Source organism: Nocardia niigatensis NBRC 100131, from assembly GCF_000308655.1.
In the GTDB taxonomy this organism is placed as follows: Bacteria; Actinomycetota; Actinomycetes; order Mycobacteriales; family Mycobacteriaceae; genus Nocardia; species Nocardia niigatensis.
Genome location: NZ_BAGC01000053.1, coordinates 66,509 through 87,051 on the forward strand (window position 1 = coordinate 66,509; position 20,543 = coordinate 87,051).

Annotated in this window: 21 protein-coding genes; 14 read left to right on the top strand and 7 right to left on the bottom strand. The window is 68.6% G+C overall.

Features of this window, described 5'->3' with window-relative positions; genetic code table 11:
* Positions 1-6 precede the first annotated feature (6 nt).
* From ON33_RS25345 to ON33_RS25375, 8 genes are all read left to right on the top strand, one after another.
* The gene (locus ON33_RS25345; protein WP_083869286.1) at positions 7-2,337 is read left to right on the top strand and encodes a heavy metal translocating P-type ATPase; all 2,331 of its coding nucleotides are present in this window, start codon (positions 7-9) and stop codon (positions 2,335-2,337) included.
* Positions 2,338-2,429: 92 nt separating this feature from the next.
* Positions 2,430-3,071 carry a phosphatase PAP2 family protein gene (locus tag ON33_RS25350; protein ID WP_157184720.1) on the top strand — a complete coding sequence of 214 codons (642 nt, stop codon included), beginning with the start codon at positions 2,430-2,432 and terminating at the stop codon, positions 3,069-3,071.
* Positions 3,072-3,335: 264 nt separating this feature from the next.
* On the top strand, positions 3,336-4,214 hold the full coding sequence (locus ON33_RS44490) for a DUF302 domain-containing protein (protein WP_083869287.1): 879 nt from the start codon (positions 3,336-3,338) through the stop codon (positions 4,212-4,214).
* A gap of 80 nt (positions 4,215-4,294) precedes the next feature.
* Positions 4,295-4,849 (top strand): flavodoxin domain-containing protein, encoded by a 555-nt coding sequence (locus ON33_RS25360; RefSeq protein ID WP_040861573.1) that lies wholly within the window; start codon positions 4,295-4,297, stop codon positions 4,847-4,849.
* Between the two features lie 34 nt (positions 4,850-4,883).
* Positions 4,884-5,363 carry a DUF2267 domain-containing protein gene (locus ON33_RS25365; RefSeq protein WP_051152780.1) on the top strand — a complete coding sequence of 160 codons (480 nt, stop codon included), beginning with the start codon at positions 4,884-4,886 and terminating at the stop codon, positions 5,361-5,363.
* Positions 5,360-5,536 carry a hypothetical protein gene (locus ON33_RS41615; RefSeq protein ID WP_157184721.1) on the top strand — a complete coding sequence of 59 codons (177 nt, stop codon included), beginning with the start codon at positions 5,360-5,362 and terminating at the stop codon, positions 5,534-5,536. Before ON33_RS25365 ends, ON33_RS41615 begins: the two co-directional genes overlap by 4 nt.
* Positions 5,529-7,829 carry a phosphoenolpyruvate synthase gene (gene ppsA, locus ON33_RS25370; RefSeq protein WP_040861574.1) on the top strand — a complete coding sequence of 767 codons (2,301 nt, stop codon included), beginning with the start codon at positions 5,529-5,531 and terminating at the stop codon, positions 7,827-7,829. Before ON33_RS41615 ends, ppsA begins: the two co-directional genes overlap by 8 nt.
* Positions 7,830-7,941: 112 nt before the next feature.
* Complete coding sequence (locus ON33_RS25375; protein WP_040861575.1) at positions 7,942-9,654, top strand: sensor histidine kinase; 1,713 nt, start codon at positions 7,942-7,944, stop codon at positions 9,652-9,654.
* A 69-nt stretch (positions 9,655-9,723) separates the two neighbouring features.
* On the opposite strand, the gene ON33_RS25380 is transcribed toward ON33_RS25375, so the two are convergent.
* The 4 genes from ON33_RS25380 to ON33_RS25395 form a co-directional block, all read right to left on the bottom strand.
* Complete coding sequence (locus tag ON33_RS25380; RefSeq protein ID WP_040861576.1) at positions 9,724-10,623, bottom strand: universal stress protein; 900 nt, start codon at positions 10,621-10,623, stop codon at positions 9,724-9,726.
* A gap of 29 nt (positions 10,624-10,652) precedes the next feature.
* Positions 10,653-11,651, bottom strand: coding sequence for an Acg family FMN-binding oxidoreductase (locus ON33_RS25385; RefSeq protein ID WP_040861577.1), 999 nt, complete (start codon positions 11,649-11,651; stop codon positions 10,653-10,655).
* 78 nt (positions 11,652-11,729) lie between these two features.
* Positions 11,730-12,677 carry a universal stress protein gene (locus ON33_RS25390; RefSeq protein ID WP_083869288.1) on the bottom strand — a complete coding sequence of 316 codons (948 nt, stop codon included), beginning with the start codon at positions 12,675-12,677 and terminating at the stop codon, positions 11,730-11,732.
* A 341-nt stretch (positions 12,678-13,018) separates the two neighbouring features.
* The gene (locus ON33_RS25395; protein ID WP_040861578.1) at positions 13,019-13,579 is read right to left on the bottom strand and encodes a TetR/AcrR family transcriptional regulator; all 561 of its coding nucleotides are present in this window, start codon (positions 13,577-13,579) and stop codon (positions 13,019-13,021) included.
* A gap of 134 nt (positions 13,580-13,713) precedes the next feature.
* Between ON33_RS25395 and ON33_RS25400 the strand changes: the two genes are divergently transcribed.
* The 6 genes from ON33_RS25400 to ON33_RS25425 all read left to right on the top strand — a co-directional run bounded on the left by ON33_RS25400 (position 13,714) and on the right by ON33_RS25425 (position 19,546).
* Positions 13,714-15,102, top strand: coding sequence for a flavin monoamine oxidase family protein (locus ON33_RS25400; RefSeq protein WP_281033234.1), 1,389 nt, complete (start codon positions 13,714-13,716; stop codon positions 15,100-15,102).
* A 170-nt stretch (positions 15,103-15,272) separates the two neighbouring features.
* A complete protein-coding gene (locus ON33_RS25405) occupies positions 15,273-16,394 on the top strand; it encodes a 4Fe-4S dicluster domain-containing protein (protein WP_040861579.1) in 1,122 nt (373 codons plus the stop codon).
* On the top strand, positions 16,378-16,890 hold the full coding sequence (locus tag ON33_RS25410) for a cyclic nucleotide-binding domain-containing protein (RefSeq protein ID WP_063711072.1): 513 nt from the start codon (positions 16,378-16,380) through the stop codon (positions 16,888-16,890). Before ON33_RS25405 ends, ON33_RS25410 begins: the two co-directional genes overlap by 17 nt.
* Entirely contained in the window at positions 16,887-17,741 is an 855-nt protein-coding gene (locus ON33_RS25415; RefSeq protein WP_040861580.1) for an FAD/NAD(P)-binding protein, read from the top strand. Before ON33_RS25410 ends, ON33_RS25415 begins: the two co-directional genes overlap by 4 nt.
* A gap of 33 nt (positions 17,742-17,774) precedes the next feature.
* The gene (locus ON33_RS25420) at positions 17,775-19,067 is read left to right on the top strand and encodes a Ni/Fe hydrogenase subunit alpha (protein WP_040861581.1); all 1,293 of its coding nucleotides are present in this window, start codon (positions 17,775-17,777) and stop codon (positions 19,065-19,067) included.
* Positions 19,064-19,546 carry a hydrogenase maturation protease gene (locus ON33_RS25425; RefSeq protein WP_040861582.1) on the top strand — a complete coding sequence of 161 codons (483 nt, stop codon included), beginning with the start codon at positions 19,064-19,066 and terminating at the stop codon, positions 19,544-19,546. Before ON33_RS25420 ends, ON33_RS25425 begins: the two co-directional genes overlap by 4 nt.
* Before the next feature lie 8 nt (positions 19,547-19,554).
* Here the strand turns inward: ON33_RS25425 and ON33_RS41620 are convergent, their stop codons facing one another.
* Genes ON33_RS41620 through ON33_RS25435 form a run of 3 tightly spaced genes read right to left on the bottom strand, consistent with a single transcriptional unit; the run spans position 19,555 to position 20,506 of the window.
* The gene (locus tag ON33_RS41620; protein ID WP_157184722.1) at positions 19,555-19,701 is read right to left on the bottom strand and encodes a hypothetical protein; all 147 of its coding nucleotides are present in this window, start codon (positions 19,699-19,701) and stop codon (positions 19,555-19,557) included.
* Positions 19,698-20,072 carry a hypothetical protein gene (locus tag ON33_RS25430; RefSeq protein ID WP_157184723.1) on the bottom strand — a complete coding sequence of 125 codons (375 nt, stop codon included), beginning with the start codon at positions 20,070-20,072 and terminating at the stop codon, positions 19,698-19,700. Before ON33_RS25430 ends, ON33_RS41620 begins: the two co-directional genes overlap by 4 nt.
* Positions 20,069-20,506 carry a Zn-ribbon domain-containing OB-fold protein gene (locus ON33_RS25435; protein ID WP_051152782.1) on the bottom strand — a complete coding sequence of 146 codons (438 nt, stop codon included), beginning with the start codon at positions 20,504-20,506 and terminating at the stop codon, positions 20,069-20,071. Before ON33_RS25435 ends, ON33_RS25430 begins: the two co-directional genes overlap by 4 nt.
* Positions 20,507-20,543: the final 37 nt, after the last annotated feature.

The window sequence follows — 20,543 nt, forward strand, 5'->3', positions numbered from 1 at the left end:
AGAGCCATGGTGGTCGATTCGCGTGTCCATGGTCTGTGGGATCGGGCCGGCAGTGTCTTCGGTGCCGTGCTGCTGGCGGGGACGATCGCGCCATTGGTCGCCGGGGGCATCGCCTGGATCGCCGGGGCGACAGTGGTGGCCGACTGGTGCTGGGCCGCGGGCACGGTGGTGGCCATGGTGCCGGCGGTGTGGTGGGTGGTCGCGGCGCTGCGGCGCGGGCGCGCCGGAGTGGATCTCATCGCGGTACTGTCGCTGGCCGGCACGCTCTGGGTGCACGAGTACCTCGCGGGCGCGCTCATCGCGGTCATGCTCAGTACCGGGCATGCCCTCGATGCCGCTGCCGAGCGGCGCGCGGCCCGGGATCTGCGGGCTCTGCTGGAGCGGGCGCCGCGGACGGCGCGGCGGCGGCGCGAGGATGTGGTGCGGATCGTCGATCTGGAGGAGATCGTCCCGGGCGACATCCTGGTGATCGCCGCCGGCGAGGTGGTTCCCACCGACGGCAGGATCATGGATACCGTTGCGGCGCTCGATGAATCGGCGCTGACGGGTGAGCCGCTCCAGGTCGAGCGCGCGCCCGGTGAGCCGGTGCGCAGCGGCGTGCTCAACGCGGGTGGCGTGTTCGAGATGCGGGCCACCGCCACGGCCGACGACAGCACATACGCCGGAATCGTTCGGCTGGCGCAGGAAGCCGGGGCCGCCACCGCACCGACGGTCCGATTGGCGGACCGTTATGCCGTCTGGTTTCTGCCGCTGACGTTGATCGTCGCCGGCGCCGCATATTGGTTCAGCGGGTCCCTGGTGCGCGCGGTGGCGGTGCTGGTCGTCGCGACGCCGTGCCCGTTGTTGCTCGCCGCGCCCGTCGCCATCGTGTCGGGGCTGTCCCGCGCGTCGCGGATCGGTGTGGTGGTGCGGGACGGCGGGGCGCTGGAAAACCTGGGTCGCGCAACCACTCTGGTCATGGACAAGACCGGCACCGTGACAGCCGGGCAGCCCGTCGTCACCGAGGTCACCGGAGCTCCGGGCACGGATGTAGCGTGGCTGCTGCAGCAGGCCGCGTCGGTGGATCAGTTCTCGCCGCACGTGCTGGCCGAGGCCATCGTGACCGAGGCGCTGGCCCGCAAGCTCCAACTCGCCGTTGCCACGGCGGTTTCCGAGCAGGCCGGTCGTGGCGTGACCGGAACGATCGACGGTCATCGTGTCCAGGTGGGTAAGTTGCCGGAGGCCGCGATCGCCCCGGAATGGGCACGGCCGGTAATGAATCGGGCACGCCTGGACTCCGCCGCCGTCGCGTGGATCACCGTCGACGACGAGCCCCTCGGTGTCGTGCTGCTGCGAGATCCCTTGCGGCGGCACGCACCCCGCACCCTGCGCCGGCTGCGCGACGCCGGACTGAACCGCCTGGTCATGCTCACCGGTGATCGCCCCGAACCCGCCCGCGAGGTCGCGACGGTGCTGGGCCTCGACGAGGTCTACGCGGGCCAGAGCCCCGCCGACAAGGTCGAGGCGGTCCGCCGGGAGAGCGACCAGCACGTGACCGTCATGGTCGGTGACGGCATCAACGACGCCCCGGCCCTCGCCGCCGCCACGGTGGGAGTGGCCATGGGGGCACGCGGATCGACCGCCTCGTCCGAGGCCGCCGATATCGTGCTCACCACCGATCGGCTGGACCGGCTCGCGGACGCCATGGACATCGCCCGCTGGTCACGGCGCATCGCGGTGCAGAGCGCGACCGTGGGTATGACGCTGTCGCTGGCGGCCATGGTCATCGCGGCCGTCGGATGGCTACCGCCTGCGGCGGGCGCGCTCCTGCAGGAGGCCATCGACGTCGCCGTGATCCTCAATGCGCTGCGCGCTCTGCGCGGCAATCCGGCTGTCCGGCTCGATCTGCCGGCGGACACCGAAGAGCTGCTGCACCGCTTCGCCGCCGAACACGATGTCCTGCAGGACGCCCTCACGAAACTGCGTACGGTCGCCGATCGGATCGCCGACCACCCCGATGACGATGCCCTCACGGCGCTCGACAGCGTGCACCGTCTCCTGGTCGAGGACCTACTGCCCCACGAGCTGGCCGAGGAGACCCAGCTGTATCCCGCACTCGCCGGACCACTCGGCGGCGCCGACGCGACGGCCACCATGAGCCGCGCCCACGCCGAGATCCAGCGGCTCGCCACGCGGATCGGCACCCATCTCGAATTGGCCCACGCCCGTGGCCATTTCGACCCGGATCAAATCGACGACCTGCAGGCCTGCCTCTACGGCCTGTACGCCGTCCTGCGCCTGCACTTCGTCCAGGAGGAGGAGAACTACTTCGCCCTCGCCGCCGACGAACGGCGGTGATCATGGCCCGATCCGCCGCCGGCCGGCCGCCGGACCCGGGGTTCACTCCGGGCGGTATCGCCGTACTCGTGACAGCGGCGGGTGCGGCGGCCGTGTGCGCGCTGGCGGTCCTGTTCGCGAAGATCCTCGACAACGTCCTCGACGGCGACGGATTCACGGCCTGGGATCAGCCGATATCGACATGGCTTGCGGCACATCGCGAACCGGCGCTCACCGCGATCATGCGAGGGCTGACCGACGTGGGAAATCCGCCCGTGCTGGCCATGACGATCGCCGCCACCGCGGCCGTGACGGCCATCCGGGTTCGCACGCTCGCCCCGGTCGTCCTCGGCAGCGTCGCGTTCGCCGGGTTCATCCTGATGGTGGTGACAGTGAAGCTGGCGGTGGGAAGGCCCCGGCCGCCGGATGCGGAGCGAGCGATCGCCGTTGACGGGTCTTCGTTCCCGTCGGGCCATGCCGCGGGCATCGCCGTGGTCGCTCTGGTATCGGCGTGGATGCTCACCCGCGGGTATCGATGGTCCCGCCGGACCTGTCTGGCAGTCTGGGCGGCGGCGGTCGTTCTCATTGCCGCCGTAGGCTTTTCCCGCGTCTATCTCGGTGTCCACTATCCCAGCGACATCATCGCCGGTTGGGCATTGGGCGCGTCCTGGGCCGGATTCGTCATGGTCGCGGGCACCGCCGCCGCGCCGTTGCTGCGGGGCCACTCGCTGGGGCGGCGCCATTGTCGCCCTTGAACTTCGAGCCTTCGGACTTCGAGCCGATAGCTAGATTCTGCGCGCGGTGAGCCGCGTCACACAGCGGCGAAGGTCCGGCCTTCGCGATGCTCTTGGCCCCGTTCCGGGCACCGCGATGGTCGGACGATCCCGGGACCTTGGTCCTCCCCCCGATCACCCCGCACGGTCGTGCATTTGTTCCCCCGCCACCGTGACCTTGTCCTCTGTGCCGTCCGCGCGGCCGGACGCACGCTGGACACACGAACCAACCCAAGGAGGCACGTCATGGAGTACCGGGTGAACGTGTGCGAGACCCCGCCGCAGGCGGTACTGCGCATACCGTTGGAGATCCGCCCGGACCTACTGAGCGACGGCATCGTCGGCGGTATGAACCGGCTGGCAGAGGTCGCCGACAGGGCCGGGCTCGTCGCGAACGGCGCGCCGACGATCACTTTTCACCGCGAGCTGCCCGCCGAGGAGGCCATCGTCGTAGATTTCGGGCTTCCGATCGAGGCGGCGCCGGCCCTCGGCCCGAGTTCCGGGGCGGAGCTGGCCATCCAGCCGCCCGTACTGGTGGCCCGTACCTGCCATCGCGGCAGCTACCACGATATCGACGCGGGCTACCGCGCGTTGCGAGAGTGGTTGCAGGGCAATGGCTATCGGCCGGTCGGGCCGCCGACGGAAGCGTATCTCATCGGCCCCGACGAGGTCAGCGATCCGCGCATGCTGATCACGGAGATCCGGATTCCGGTGGCCCCCGCCCCGGCCATCGCCGCGCACCTCGACACGGCGTTTCCGGATGCCGTCGACCGCACCCGGACAGCGTTGCAGGAGCACGGATTCGCCGTGGTGACCGAGTTCGATGTCCAGGCCGCCCTCCGGGAGCGGACCGGCGAGCACATCGAGGAGTATCTGATCCTCGGCGCCTGCAACCCTCAGCTGGCCGGTCGCGCGCTCGCCGTCGACCGGGAGGCGGGCCTGCTGTTGCCGTGCAACGTCGTCGTCCGGGCCGACCGGACCGGCGTGCTGGTGGAGGCCGCCGATCCCACCCTGTTCGTCGAGGTCCTGGCCCGGCCCGAACTCGCCGGCCCGGCCGAGGAGGCTCGCCGATTGCTCGCCGCCGCAATGGCGGAACTATCCCGCACCGCCGCGGCGGCCGGCTGAGGCGACCGAGGACCATGGTCCCGGCCACCGCGGGTAGGAGTCCTCTCACCGAACTCCGGCCACGCGAGCAGGCTCGATACATGGAAACCACCACCCCCCGCATCGCCGTCGTCTACGCCACCGCCCAGGGATCCACTCGCGAGATCGCCGATTTCATCGGTTCCTACCTCACCGCCCGTGGCGCGACCGTCGAGGTCGCCGACGCCGAACACGCCCCCGAACTCACGCCCTTCGACGCCGTCGTGCTGGGCAGCGCTGTGCACGATCGCGCCCTGCTGCCCGAAATGGCCGATTTCGTCCGGTCGCATCGCACCGAGCTGGGTTCGCGACCGGTGTGGCTGTTCAGCGTCGGCCTGGGGCCCGCACTGGTCGGCCCGATCGGACGCCGGCTCGGCCGCGCCGTCCCGAAAAAGATTGCCACCCTGCGTGATTCCATTTCGCCGCGCGACTTCCACGCCTTCGCGGGCCACTACGAACGCGCCGGCGTCGACCTGCCGGCCCGGACCATCTACCGGATCCTGGGCGGCACCCGCTACGGAGATCTGCGCGACTGGCCCGCCATCACCCGCTGGGCCGACGGCATCGCTGAGGCACTGCGGCTGCCACAGGCGCAGGCCACCCCGACACACCCCTGACCAGCACACGCCTTTTTCGAGAAAGACCACGCCGATGAGCCATCACACCGATCCGTTCGCCCCCGCGATCCATACCGGCCGCATCTGGCTGCGCACCGTCGCTGACCGGCTCGGCACCGACGACCGGATGGCGGCGCATCAGGCCCTACGCGCCTGGCTGCACACCGTGCGCGACCGCCTCGACATCGGTGCGGCCGCACACCTGAGCGCCCAACTGCCCACGCTGCTGCGCGGCGTCTTCTACGAGGGCTGGACCCCGGGACGCGTTCCGGTGCCCCATGATCCGCAGTCGTTCCTGCACCAGTTCGCCCACACGGCGGACGTGTCGACGGCGGAGGCGAGGCGGTTGTCCGCGGCGGTCACCGACGCGCTGGCCCAGCTCTTCTCCCCCGGCCAGCTCGATCACGTGCTGGCACAGCTTCCCGCACCGCTGCGGCGCGTTCTGCTCGGCGCCGATTTCAGCGACATCCTCAGCGCCGCAGGAATTTTCGAGACACCGGAGCAACTGCTGTGACCATTCGGCACGCCCCTCTGTTCGTGATCGCACTCCCCTTCGTGGTCACCGGACTCGAACTCAGCGGCGCTTCGCCGCTCGCGATGCTGTCCGCCCCGTTCATCCTCGCCGTCCCGATCCTGTTGCTGCTCATGCTGCCGGGGTCGACAAAGAACTGGAGCCGTCATGGGTGACTATGTCGCCACTTTCGATGAATTGCGATTGACCGATGCCGACCGCGCCGGTGGCAAGGGAGCCAATCTCGGCGAACTCGTCGCGGCCCGCCTGCCCGTGCCGCCAGGATTCGTCGTGCTCAGATCCGCCTACGAGGAGGTGGTCTGCGCCGGCGCGCACGGGCCGGAACTCGACGAGCTGCACGCCCGGGGGCTCGCGGCAGCGCAGGACGCGTCCCGCGACCAGGCCCAGCAGCTCGACGAGCTGTGCCGCCGCATGCGGGAACTCGTGCACGGCACCCCGATTTCACCGTCGGTCCGCGATGCCGTGCTCTCGGCATACCACCGGCTCGGCGACGGGGTCTCCGTGGCCGTCCGGTCATCGGCGGTCGGCGAGGACAGCGCGACCGCGTCATTCGCGGGAATGAACGTGTCCCACACCAATATTCATGGTGACGAGGAACTGATCACCGCGCTCACCGATTGCTGGGCATCGCTGTTCACCCCGCGCGTGCTGACCTATCGGGCGCGGCGAGGAATGCACAATCGGCCCGAGATGGCCGTCGTGGTGCAGCGCATGGTCACCGTCCGCACGGCCGGCGTGGCCTTCACCGCCGACCCGGCCACCGGCAAGCTCGATCGCATCATCGTCGACGCGGCGCGCGGTCAGGGCGAGGTAGTGGTGTCCGGCGCCGTCACACCCGACACCTATGTCTTCGACGCGGCCGGACCGACGCTGCTCAGCACCGAGGTCGGCCGCCAGAGCTTCGCCATCGTGTCCGGCCCCGACGGCGATCAGCGCGTTGAGCTCTCCGAATCCGAAGCCGAGACACCGGCGCTCACCGACGAGCAGGCTGTTGCCGTGGCCCGGCTCGCACTGAAGGTGCAGGCGCACCACGACGGTCGTCCCCAGGATGTCGAATGGGCCTTCGACGACGAGCACCTCTGGCTGGTGCAGGCACGGCCGATCACCGTGCTGCCCCACGACGCCGACGCGAAAGCGCCACACACTGCCGAGGGCCGCGTGCTGGTGCGCGGTCTGGCCGCGGCACCCGGCCGCGCCGTCGGACCGGTGCGCGTCCTGCGCTCACCCGCGGAGGGATCCGCGCTCAGCAACGGCGAGGTCCTGGTCGCGCCCATGACCAACCCGGACTGGCTGCCGACGCTGTCCCGGGCCGCGGCCGTGGTGACCGACAGCGGCGGCATGACCTGCCACGCCGCCATCGTGGCCCGCGAACTCGGGATTCCGTGCATCGTCGGCGCGCGCACGGCCACCACCCAGCTGACCACCGGCGCGGAGGTCACCGTGGACGGGTCCGCGGGTCGGGTGTACGCCGGAAATCCGCTTCCGGCTTCGATCACCGCGGTGCCCCGCGCGATTCCCGAGACCGCGCTACCCGAGGCCACCGCGACCCGGGTCTATGTGAATCTCGCGCTGCCCGAAGCCGCCGAACGGGTGGCCACCACCGATGCCGACGGCGTCGGCCTGCTGCGCGCGGAGGTCCTGCTGACCCAGGCGCTCGGCGGCCGGCATCCCCGCGACCTCATCGCGCGCGGCGAGGACGAGAAGTTCATCCAGAGCATGACCGCCTCCATCCATCGGATCAGCTCCGCCTTCGCGCCCCGCCCGGTCATCTACCGGGCAAGTGATATGCGCAGCAACGAATTCCGGGCGCTCAAGGGCGGCAGTCACTACGAACCCGAGGAACACAACCCCATGATCGGCTTCCGGGGTTGCTACCGCTATGTGCGCCAGCCGGAGATGTTCCGCCTCGAGCTGGCCGCGCTCGCGCGGGTGCGGGAACAAACTCCCAACGTGCACTTGATGATTCCGTTCGTGCGCACCCGCTGGGAGCTGGCGGCCTGCCTGGAGCTCGTCGACGCGAGTCCACTGGGACGCCAGCGCGGTCTGCACCGCTGGATCATGGCCGAGGTGCCGTCGGTGGTCTACCGACTGCCCGAGTACGTCGAGCTGGGTATCGATGGAATCTCGATCGGCAGTAACGATCTCACCCAGCTGATGCTCGGCGTCGATCGCGATTCCGAGGAGTGCGCCGAACTGTTCGACGAGTCCGACGCGGCGGTACTCGACGCCATCGGGCAGATCGTCACCACCGCGCGGAAACTGGGCATCACGTCGTCGCTGTGCGGCCAGGCGCCCTCCACCAAGCCGGAGTTCGTGGAGCATCTGGTGCGGGCGGGCATCACGTCGGTGTCGGTTTCCCCCGACGCGGTCGCACGCACCCGCCGCGCGGTCGCCGCGGCCGAGCGGCGCGTACTCCTGGACCGCGCCCTGTCCGCCGACGGGCGGTGAGAATCTCACACTGTTCTCCTGCACAAGCCGGGTCGGGTGCGCGCCTAGAATGAGGTTGCCGTAACGGGATATTTCGTGCGCGCACCTACACGAGTACAGGAAAACACCCGATATGACTGTTGAGCCCCCGGATGGCTCCTACTCGGTACGCGACACCCTCTCCCAGCTCCGGTTGCGGGAGTTGCTCACCGAGGTGAAGGACCGCGTCGAACAGATCATCGATGCCCGCGACCGCATGGATGGCCTGGTCGAAGCCATGCTCACGGTCACCTCGGGACTCGATCTCGACCAGACGCTGCGCACCATCGTGCACACCGCCATCAACCTCGTCGACGCGCGGTACGGCGCTCTCGGCGTCCGTGCCGACGATCAACTCGAGCAGTTCATCTACGAGGGCATCGACGAGGAGATGCGAGCCCGCATCGGTGACCTGCCCGAGGGGCGCGGTGTCCTGGGTCTGCTGATCAGCCAGCCCAAGCCGATCCGCCTGGACAACATCGCCGATCATCCGGCATCGGTCGGCTTCCCGGCCAACCATCCGCCGATGCGGACCTTCCTCGGCGTACCCGTCCGGATCCGTGACGAGATCTTCGGCAACCTGTATCTCACCGAGAAGTCCGGTGGACAGCCCTTCACCGAGGACGACGAGGTCATCGTGCAGGCCCTCGCCGCGGCCGCCGGCACGGCGATCGACAACGCGCGGCTCTATCAATCCACCCGCACCCGCCAGGCGTGGATCGAGGCCACCCGCGACATCGCCACCGAATTCCTGGCCGAGAACGACCCCGAGCAGGTCCTCGCCCACGTCGTCGCACACGCGCGCACACTCACCGAATCCGAGTGGGCTTTCCTGGCGGTCGACGACGAACTCGACAGCAACCACAGCGATGCCGAAGGGCTGCGGATCAGCCACTGCGCCGGACCGAACGGGCACCGGCACACCGGGGTGGTCCGCACGACCGGGACGGCGATCGGGCGGGCATTCCGCCAGGGAATCGCCCTGACTCTCGCCGACAGCGACGACCTCGGACTCGACGCCTCGCTCGACGCCGGCCCCGCGCTGATCCTGCCGCTCAACGCCCAGGAGTCGACCTTCGGCGTCCTGGTGATGGTCCGATCGGCCGGCGCTCCCCCCTTCCCGGACGAATTGCGGGAGCTGGCGGGCGCTTTCACCGATCAGGCGGCGCTGGCCATCCAGCTGTCCGAGGCACAGCAGCGGATGCGTGAACTCGATGTGCTCACCGATCGTGACCGCATCGCCCGCGACCTGCACGACCATGTCATCCAGCGGCTGTTCGCGGCCGGTCTGAGCCTGCAGGGCACCGTCGCCCGCGCCCGCTCGGCCGAAGTGCGCGACCGGATCTCGGATGTCATCAACGAGTTGCAGGACGTCGTGCAGGAGATCCGCACCTCGATCTTCGATCTGCACGGCGGCGCGGCGAGCAGCACCCGGCTACGGCAGCGGATCGAGGAGGTGATCCGTACCCACACCGCCGACACCGGCCTGCGGACCTCACTGCGCATCACCGGGCCGCTGTCGGTGGTCGCGCCCGAACTCGCCGACCATGCCGAAGCCGTGGTGCGCGAAGCGGTTTCCAATGCGGTGCGGCACGCCCACGCCGAGACGCTCGCGGTGACCATCGACGTCTCCGACGACCTGACCGTGCTGATCGCCGACGACGGCTGCGGGATACCCGACAACATCACCCCCAGCGGACTCCAGAACCTCACGTGCCGGGCCGAGGAGATGGGCGGGACGTTCTCCTTCGTTCCCAACCCCGAGGGACAGGGCACCCTGCTGCGCTGGGCAGTGCCACTGGGATGAGCCGGCGGCGGTCGATCGGCCGCCGGCTCCTGAACGGAAAGCATTGCCCCGAAGGCGATGTCGGTCCTGCTACGCCCCGCGTACGATGACGATCGGGCAGTCGACGCTGTGCAGCAGGGCATTGCTGGTGGAACCCAGCAGCATGCCGGCGAAGCCGCCGCGGCCATGGCTGCCGACCACCACCAACTGGGAGTGCTCGGACTCGTCCAGCATCGACCGGACCGGACGGTCCTTCACCAGGATGCGGCGGATCGGCACATCGGGATAGCGCTCGGCGTATCCGGCCATCTCCTCAGCGAAGGTCGCCCGTTCCTGCTCCTCGATGGTCTCCCAGCCCGACATCGGCAGATAGGGCCCGCTCACATCGCTCCAAGCGTGCAGGGCGGTCAGGCCCGTCTTGCGCAGCGACGCCTCTTCGAACGCAAGTTGCAGCGCCGCAACACTGTTCGGTGAGCCGTCGACGCCGACCAGCACCGGCTGACGCGCCGACACCGGGTCCGCCGCCGCGGTGGTATGGATGACGGCGACCGGGCAGTGGGCATGATGGGTGACGGCCGAGGCGACCGACCCCAGCAGACCGCGCCGGAGCGCGCCGAGTCCACGGCTCCCGAGCACCACCATGCGGGCGTCCCGCGACAGCTCGATCAGCCGCGAGATGATCGGCTCCTCCGTGACCTCCGAGGACATCTCGACCCCTTCGCCGGACAGCGCCTCGGAGGCGATATGCGTCGCCTCACCCACGACGCGCTCGCCGTCCAGTTCGAGCCACGCCATATCGGAGGCATCCAGCACGGTGTTCGGCGGCGGGCCGACCGGTGCGCAGATCGAGGTGACGATGTGCAGGCGGGAACCGTGCCGTGCGGCCTCGAGCGCGGCCCAGGCCACGGCTTGATACGAGACGGCCGACCCGTCCGCGGCGACGATGACCGGCGGATTCGAATCACCCTGCGGTACAAACTTTTCGGTCATGGTGACAGCTCCTGAATCTCGTGTCTTCGCTATTGGTCGCCCGACAGGCGCAGGGTTTCGAGCGGATGCACAACGTCCTCGAGCGGGAGCCGGGGAGTGGCGGGAACCGGCGCGGCGCTGGTCGCCGCCCAGCCCATCCGGATGATCAGCTGCGGATAACCGAAGTCGCCCAGCAGATCCCGGCGGATCCTTGCCCGTATCCCGGTGATCTCGAGGGGTTCGCTCAGCGCACAGGTGGCCAGCCCCCGCACAGTGGCCTCCAGCAGCACCGCGCTCGCCACCTCACCCGCGCTCAGCCAGCCGTGCAGATCATCGGAGGCGGTGCACACCACCAGCATTCGCGCGGCTTCGTCGGTGTCGTGGACGACAGCCTCGGACAGCAGAGGATCGTCGAAGGGCCGGACCGTCGCATCCGGCGGCACGACCGCATTACGCGCGGGCACCCCCTGGTCGCTGGCATGATGACCGCTCCACTCCGCCAGCTCGGCGTTGTATCCGGGATCGCCACGATGTGCGGTCGCGGCGTCGACGAAAGCCTGCAGCAGACGTGCGTGCTCACCGGTCGCGTCGACCTCACGGACCTGCGTGCCGGTCACGCCCGCGCCCGCGGCGACGACGGCGGCCACCTGGCCGGGCGGCACCTCCCACGAGGTGAACCGCCGGCGGTCGCTGCGCCGCTGCGAAATGGCGCGCGCCAGGCGCACGGCGGATGCGTCGGGCTCGGCCCGGTGCAGTTCCAGGGCGGCGAGATGCTTGGGCTCGGCGGGGTTCGGGAACCGGTGCACGTCCGTGTCCCAGCCCGCCGCGCGCAAGGCCACACGCAGATGGTGCAGCGCCGCGCCGCAACTCACCACCAGCTCCCGGCTGTCCGGGTCCGTGTAGGGCAACCGGCGGCTGTCATCGGCGTAGAGATGCACCGTGGTGTCCCCGACTCGCCACAGCCACGGCTGGGTGTTGTGCACCGATGGCGCCCGCACCGCCAGCGCCACAGCGGCGCGGATGGTGTCGTGATCAGGGTGAGTCGACATCGCGTGTCCTTCCTTGGAGTTCGCGTTCTCGTGACCTCAGCATGGCGTGTGCGACAGCCTGCTCGTGACTGCCGAAAGTCACTGTCCTGCGGGTTCTTCGGCCCGCTTTTGGGATGGCTGACGGACCACGAGCACCGGACAGGGCGCCAGATGCAGCAGCGCGGTGCTCACCGAACCCAGCACCATGCCTTCGAATCCGCCTCGGCCGTGACTGCCGACCACCACGAGCTGTGCGTTCTCGGCCTGCTCCAGCACCGACCGGACCGGGGTATCGCAGGCCACTATCCGGCGAACGGTTACCTCGGGATACCGCGCGACGTAACCGGCGAGTGCCGCTTCCAGCAGCACATCCTGCGTCGAACGGATCGAGTCCCAGCCCAGCACGGGCAGGTCGAAGCCGCTGGTGTCGCTCCACGCGTGGACGGCGATCAGATCGACCTTCCGCTGCGACGCCTCCTGGAAGGCGAGTTCGACGGCCGGCAGGCTGTTCGGCGACCCGTCCACCCCTACCACGACCGGCTTCGACGCCGAGGCCGGATCCGTTTCCGAGATTCCGTGCACGACCGCTACCGGGCAGTGCGCGTGCCGGGCCAGCGCGGTGCTCACCGAGCCCAGTACCGCCCGCCGGACCGCGCCGAGCCCCCGATTCCCGACCACCAGCAGCTGTGCCCGCCGCGAGCGATCGATCAGCGCTCCGGCGATCAGGTCGAAGATGAGTTCGGTCGTGATGTGCAGGCTTGCCCCCGGCACGGCGTGCATAGCGATGTGCACGGCGTCGGACAGCACCTGCTGCGCCTGCTGCCGCAGGTCACGCCGATCGTCGGGGTCCAGTTCCGGCGCCCCCGGCACGATCGGATTCGCGTACGAGGTGACGATGCGCAGTGGACAACCCCGCAGGTCCGCTTCGACCGCGGCCCACGCCACCGCCTGATACGAGATCTCCGATCCATCCGTACCGACCACAACACCCAGATCATTGTGCTCGGAGGGCTCGAAAACCATTGCTGGACCAGTGTTCTCTTCCATGGCATCTCCTGAATCGGCGGTACCCCGAGCATCCCGCTCTCACCGGACCGACCACAGAGAACAACGTCACTCCCGGGCAGGGCCGTACTCCCCCAGCGAATCGCTGACCAGCGTGACCTCCGTCCGGCGCCCGGGGACCTCGGACCCTGCCGGTCCGGCCGATGACCGACGACCGTGGACGCCGAGAAGACAGCCGTCCCGAGGGAGAAAGCCGATGACCATGGATATGCAATCCCCCGTCATGCAGGCCATGCACGCGATCATGATGTGGCTTGTGGCCCAGGGCATCTGCCCACCGATGACGATGCAGATGTGATCGCGCCCTGCGGGCGCCCGCGAAGTTACCGCGCCGGTATCTCGGATTCGGTGGTGAGACCCTGGTCGAGGATGGCGGTCAGGAAGCCGGGGGCTTGACGGATTCCCATGTGGCCTTCGAGTGTCAGCTCCCACGTGGTTTCGGCCAGTCCGCAGAATGTCGAGGCCAGCCAGGTGGCGGGCATGTCCCCGCGCAGGATGCCCGCATGCTGACCGGCAGCCATCAGCGCTACCGTGCGGGCGAAGATCTCCTCGGCGCGGTCGGTGGCCTCGGGAGCGCCCAGCACATCGGGCTCGACGTAGACCAGATTCCACAGCTGCGCGAACGGAATGTATTCGGCGAGCAACCCGGCCAGCACAGCATCGGTGAATCCCGGGCTGGTTTCGGCGGAGACCAGGGCACGGTCACAATCCTCGAGGATCTTGGCGGCCATGGCTTGTACGAGGACCTGACGGGTCGGGAAAAGCCGGGTCAGTGTCGCGCGGCTGATGCCCGCACGCGCCGCGATAACCTGCATCGACGCCCCCCGGTCCTTGGCCAGGGCCGGGATCGCCGCATCCAGAACCTCTGCCGCATCGGTACGCATCCGCTACCAACTCCATACGTCTCATTTGACACATGAGTGTCTCAAAGTATTCTCTGGCGTATCAGATTCTTATTTTACGAGGTCGGCACCGTCACGCCTGCGGGCGCGGGCGGCGACAGAGGGGTTCGGTGGCCATGACGATGCACCGTCGCCGGTTCCTGCAGACGAGCGGCCTGTCCGCACTGGCACTGATGATCGCCGCGGCCTGCGACGACAACGACGGCTCGACCCCGCCGGCGGGCGGGAGCCGGAAAGTCATCGTGGTCGGTGCGGGGATCGCCGGCCTCGCCGCGGCGCGCACCCTGACCGATCGAGGCCATGACGTGGTCGTGCTCGAGGCGCGTGATCGCATCGGCGGCCGGGTCTGGACCACCAACCATTGGCCCGATGCCCCGGTCGATCTGGGCGCGTCCTGGATCCACGGAGTGGATGGCAACCCGCTGACAGAACTGGCCCGAAAGGCCGGTGCGCGGGTGGTGCCGACCAGCTACGCGAACGGCACCGACTACGGCACGGACGGGCAGCGCGTCACCGAGCACACCGCCGACCGAATCGAGCAGTGGCGCACCACCATCGGCAAGGCGCTCGCCGATGCCCGGAACGACGCCGACGAGGCACCCGACGCGTCGCTGCGCTCGGTCGCCGAACGCGGGGTCAACTGGCCCGCACTGCCCGAAGCGGACAAGACGCTGGTGGCCTCGATACTCAACGACTACGAACATGAGTACTCCGGCAGCGCCGACGAGTTGTCGAGCCTGTACTTCGACGACGACGCGAAGATCAAGGGCCGAGACGTGCTCTTCCCCGCCGGCTACGGGGCGATCACCGACTACCTGGCCCGCGGACTGACCGTACGCACCGGGCAGGTCGTGGAGGGCATCGACTGGAACCGGTCCCGTGTCACCGTGTCCAGCGCCGGCGGCGCCCTCGACGCCGATCACGTCGTCGTCACTGTGCCACTGGGCGTCTTGCAGAGCGGCGCGATCGAATTCGATCCCGGTCTGCCCGCCGAGAAGACCACCGCGATCTCGAAACTGGGCATGGGCGTGCTCGACAAGTGCTACCTGCGATTCCCGAGCAGGTTCTGGCCGGACACCGACTGGCTCACCTACATTCCCGGCCTCGACAAGCCTGGGCACTGGGGTCAATGGATCAACTACGCCCGCGCGGCCGACCACCCGATCCTGCTCGGCTTCAACGCCGCCGAGTTCGGCCGCACCAGCGAAAACTGGTCCGACGCCGACCTTGTCGCCGACGCCATGGCCACCCTGCGCACCATCTTCGGGCCCGCCATACCCACGCCGATCGACTACCAGATCACCCGCTGGTCATCCGACCCCTACGCCCGCGGCTCCTACTCGTTCAACAAACTCGGCTCCACCCCCGACATGCGCGACCACCTCGCCGCCGGCATCGACGACCGCGTGCATTTCGCCGGCGAAGCGACCAACCGCGCCTCCTTCGGCACCGTCCACGGCGCCTACGACTCCGGCCTGCGCGCAGCCGCCGAAATCACAGGCTGACCACGGCGGTCGCCGTCACGGCGATGATCGGCCGGCTGACCCGAACGCCTCGATTCGGGCCCTCCGGCAGATGAACAGGGACCTTTGCCGCTCCCGATCCGGCACCGCCCCGGCCAGACTCGAAACCGACGCTGCGACGACCATCGACCGTTGGGCGAACAGAGGCTCACATGACCATCAGCGAGACTGTGACGATCGACCGGGCAGGCCTCGATCGACTTGTCGAGGTGCTCGGGGAGCACGGCTACCGAGTTATCGGACCGCAGGTCCGTGACGGCGCGATCATCCTGGACGAACTCGACTCCGGCGCCGCGCTGCCGGCCGGCTGGGGCGTGCACACCGAGCCGGGTCGCTACCGGCTGTACCGCCGCGACGACGAAGCCGTCTTCTCGCATTCGGCGGGACCGGGATCGTGGAAGCAGTTTCTACAGCCCCCGCACCGCAAGCTCGCGCAGCTCGACGCCGAACTGAATTCCGAAGCGGTACAAGAGATTCCGGTGCCAACCGCGTTTCTCGGCGTACGCGGCTGCGATCTCGCCGCGATCGCCGTCCTGGGCCGGGTGCTGGGCGGCGTGGATACGGCCTTCGCGGCCCGGCGCAGGGAATTGTTCATCATCGCCGTGAACTGCACCGAGCCTGGCGGGGTGTGCTTCTGCGCCTCGATGGGCACCGGCCCGGGTGTCTCCTCCGGCTATGACCTGGCCCTCACCGAACGCCTCGACGACAGCGGCCACCGGTTCCTCGTCGAGGCGGGCAGCGATGCGGGCGCGGGAATCATCGCCGAACTTGTCACCGAACCCGCCTCGGCCGCCGAGATCTCGGCGGCCAGAACCGACGTCGCGGCGGCGGCCGGCCGAATGGGACGCACCATGCCGGACGTCGATATCCGCGAGGTGATCCGCAACTCACGCGAGTCCCCGCACTGGGAGGACGTCGCGAGCCGCTGCTTCGCCTGCGCCAATTGCACCATGGTGTGCCCCACCTGCTTCTGTACCACCACCGAGGATGTCACCGATCTCACGGGCACCCACGCCGAACGTTGGGAGCGCTGGGCCTCGTGCTTCGAACTGGACTTCTCCTATCTGCACGGCGGCAGTGTCCGGCAGTCCGGGGAGAGTCGCTACCGGCAGTGGCTCAGCCACAAACTGGGCACCTGGTACGACCAGTTCGGCAGCTCCGGGTGCGTGGGTTGCGGGCGGTGCATCGCGTGGTGCCCGGCGGGTATCGACCTGACCGCCGAGCTCGCCAGGCTCGCCGAACTGGCAGGGGATGGTGATGACGACCAGCGCTGAAGATCTGTCCACCTTCCCTGCGCTCGCCGCGCTCGATCACGCGAAACTCGAGACCCTCGCCCAGGCCGGCCGGGAGGTCCGTTATCCCGCCGGGCAGCGCTTGATCGCGGAAGGCCATCGGGCTGACCGGTGCTGGCTCATCCGCTCGGGATACGTGGTGCTGGACGCGACGGTGCCCGGACGGGGCGACGTCGCGATACAGACTCTCGGCCCTGGCGATCTGCTGGGCTGGTCCTGGCTGGTGCCGCCGTATCGCTGGCACTTCGGCGCCATCACCGCCGAACCCGTGCACGCGATCGAATTCGATTCGGCCCGCCTGACCGAATTCGCCGACGCGGACCCCAAATTCGGGCAAGCGCTGACGCTGCTGCTCTTCGAAGCGCTCCTGGAGCGGCTGCAGGCCACCCGGGCCAGACTCCTCAACCTCTATCGCAACTCGGGCGAAACCTGCACAACCGCACCGCTGCGCCTGGGTGAGGCCGGAGGCAGGCGATGAGCAGTGCGCCATCCGTTCACGCGGTGGCGGATCCGGACACCATGCTCCGCTATCGCGTGGCCGACCGTGTCCCGCAGACCGCCGACACCGTAACGCTGTTGCTCGCACCGATCGACGATGCGGCACAACGATTCCGGGCCGGACAGTTCATGATGCTCTACCGTTTCGGGGTCGGCGAGATCGCCATCTCGATCAGCGGGAATCCCTGTGGCCCGGATGATCTGCTCGAGCACACCATCCGCTCGGTCGGCGCGGTCAGCGCCGCTCTCCACGATGCCCCGGTCGGCGCGGTGATCGGCGTGCGCGGCCCGTTCGGTACCGGATGGGACCTCGACTCCGCCGCCGACCGCGATCTGATCATCGTCGGTGGCGGGGTCGGCCTGGCCCCCTTGCGTCCGGTGGTGCTGGAGGTGCTGGCGCGGCGCGCCGAGTACCGGAGGGTCGTGCTCATCACCGGTGCCCGAACCCCCGGCGACATCCTCTTCAGGCACGACCAGTCCTTGTGGGCCGACAGCGGCACGATCGAACTGCACCAGACCGTCGACCACCCGGCGCCGGGGTGGAGGGGACGGATCGGGTTCGTCACCGAACCCCTCGGTAAGCTCGTCATCGACCCCGCGCACACCACCGCGTTCCTGTGCGGGCCGGAACCGATGATGCGGTTCTGCGCGCAGACACTGCTGAGTAAGAGCATGCCCCCCAACGATATCCGGATTTCCCTGGAGCGAAATATGCAGTGCGGCATCGCCCGATGCGGCCACTGCCAGCTCGGCCCGCTACTCGTCTGCCGGGATGGTCCCATCGTGGATTACGCGGTCGCCGAACCACTGATCTCGGTGCGGGAGCTGTAGTGGGCGCGCCGAACCTCGCGGAGAGGACGCGGGATGAGCCATCGCAGTAGGCAATTGCGGGTCAGTTCACTGGCTCGGGTGGAGGGTGAGGGCGCGCTGCGCGTCATCGTAGAGGCCGGCCGCGTCACGCGCGCGGAGCTGAACATCTATGAGCCGCCGCGGTTCTTCGAGGCGTTCTTGCGAGGAAGGGCCTATACCGAGCCTCCCGATATCACCGCCCGAATCTGCGGTATCTGCCCGGTTGCCTACCAAACCAGTGCGTGCAACGCCCTCGAACAGCTCTGCGGCATCGAACTCGACGCGCCGCTCGCCGCGCTGCGGCGGCTGTTGTACTGCGGCGAATGGATCTCCAGCCACACGCTGCACATCCACCTGCTGCACATCCCCGACTTCCTCGGATATCCGGACGCCATCACCCTGGCCAAAGACCATCGGGAACTGGTGGAGCACGGGCTGGCGTTGAAGAAAGCGGGCAACAGCCTGCTCGAACTCCTCGGCGGCCGCCCGATCCATCCGATCAATGTCCGTGTCGGCGGCTTCTACTCGGTGCCCACGCGCACCGAGTTGGCGAGGATCGCCGAACAGCTCCGCCGCGCTCAGGAATACGCCATCGAAACCGCGTATTTCGTTGCCGGATTCGAATTTCCCGACCTGGAATTCGAGTACGATCTGCTCGCCGCCACCACACCGGACCGCTACGCCATCGAGAACGGGACCGTCCGGACCAGCTCCGGATCATCCTTCCCCGCCGCCGATTTCGGCATCCACGTCATCGAGCAGCAAGTGCCGCATTCCACCGCGCTGCACGCGCAGCTGGACGGCCGGCGCTATCTGACCGGTCCGCTCGCCCGGTACAGTCTCAATTCCGGGCAACTGTCACCGCTGGCCCGGGAGGTCGCCGCCGCGGCCGGCCTCGGACCCGTATGCCGTAACCCTTTCCGCAGCATCGTGATTCGCGCCGTCGAGGTCGTGTACGCGATCGATGAAGCGCTCCGGCTGATCGGCGACTACGAACCGCCCGCCCGCCCATTCGTCCCGTGCGCGCCGCGCGCCGGCGTCGGACATGGCGTCAGCGAAGCCCCCCGTGGACTGCTTTACCATCGTTACGAAGTCGACGACAGCGGAACGGTACGCGCTGCCACCATCATTCCACCGACCTCCCAGAATCAGTCCGCGATCGAAGACGACCTGCGCCGGGTGGCCGAGAACAATCTCGACCTGGACGATGCGGCGCTGACTCGCCTGTGCGAACAGACAATCCGCAACTACGACCCGTGCATCTCGTGCTCGGCGCACTTCCTCGAACTCGACGTGGTGCGCCGATGAGCCGGCCACGGGCGGTGGTGATCGGCGTCGGCAACGAGTATCGGCGCGACGACGGCATCGGCCCGGCAGTGGTCCGGTACCTCCAAAAACTCTGTCTGCCAGGAGTTTCTGTAGAATTATGCGACGGTGAGGCCACCGACCTGCTGGACGTGTGGGCCGGCGCCGAGTTGGCGGTGGTCGTGGATGCCGTGCTCTGCGAGCCCTCGACCCCCGGCCGCATCTGGCGCACCACCGTCGACACCTTGCGCGAACGCACCCACGCCACCAGTTCTCACGCCCTCGGCATACCCGACGCCCTGCCACTGGGCCGCGTCCTGAACCGTGTCCCGGCGGAACTGGTCGTCATCGCGGTCGAGGCCCAGCGCCTCGATCTGGGCATCGGCCTCTCCGGGCCGGTGGCCGCCGCCCGCCCGGAAGTAGTGGCGGCCGTCCTGGCCGAACTCGCCCGGCTGGACATCGCACCCGCTCCCACGCACTGAATCAGCGCTCACCGGCAGCCCGCTGTGCGCCACCGGTAGTAGGTCGCTTCGGCGAACTGAAGGATCCGGTACACGAAGATCCCCATCACCACCACCGGCATCAGCGGCATGGAAATGGCGCTCGTCGTCTTCTTCGACGGCGCTGCGCTGTTCATGACGAGTATGCCGCGGACGGGCCGCCGAGCACATCACCGAGAGTCCGGTCCGGGCAGACTTCCTGTACTGCGGCTTCGGCTCGAACCTCGAGGATCGCGAGGAGGACCATGCGGCACACGGACATGCCCGACAGGTGTCCGGGGAGCGTCAGCACGGTGTGGGCCTTGGCCCGCCGGCATTCCTGGACGAGATCGACGAACGCCGGGGGCAGTGTCGCGTTCCGTGGTGCCGGCTCGTGGAATACGGCGCCCAGCGCATACCCGAGTGATCTGGCGGCGGCTCGCAGTATGGTGTCGCTGGAATTCGGGTCGTGGTTACTCAGCAGATCGTCGCGCACGTATCCGTAGGCAAGCGGCAACAGCGCAGTCATCGAAGCATCCCGTTCACACGCCACGACGCCGGCTGCCGCGGGTCGGCGTCGACTTTGAAGACCGGAAACCCGTCCTGCCGGGGACTCGGCTGGAAGTACACCCGCACCGGCCCGATGTAGGTCAGCGGGACCTCACCTTCGAGGGAGGTGTAGACCCATGGGCCCTCGTCGAGTTCGACTATGGCGATCATCAACGGCGTCAACTCGCCGTGCGGACCACGCGTGCGGTACACCACCCGCCAGGACACGATCGAACCAGCACCCGACGAGGGCACCCACTCGAGATCGTCGGACGCGCAGGCAGAACACGCGGAGGTCAGCGGCGCGAAGAGCTTGTCGCAGGCCGCGCAACGCCGGATTGTCAGCGTGCCTTCGACACCAACGGCGCTGTCGTCGCTGACACCCGCTGTGTACTGGGCATTCGGTCGGGACATGGAACGGAACCTCCATGTATCGGTGCTGCTGGATTCC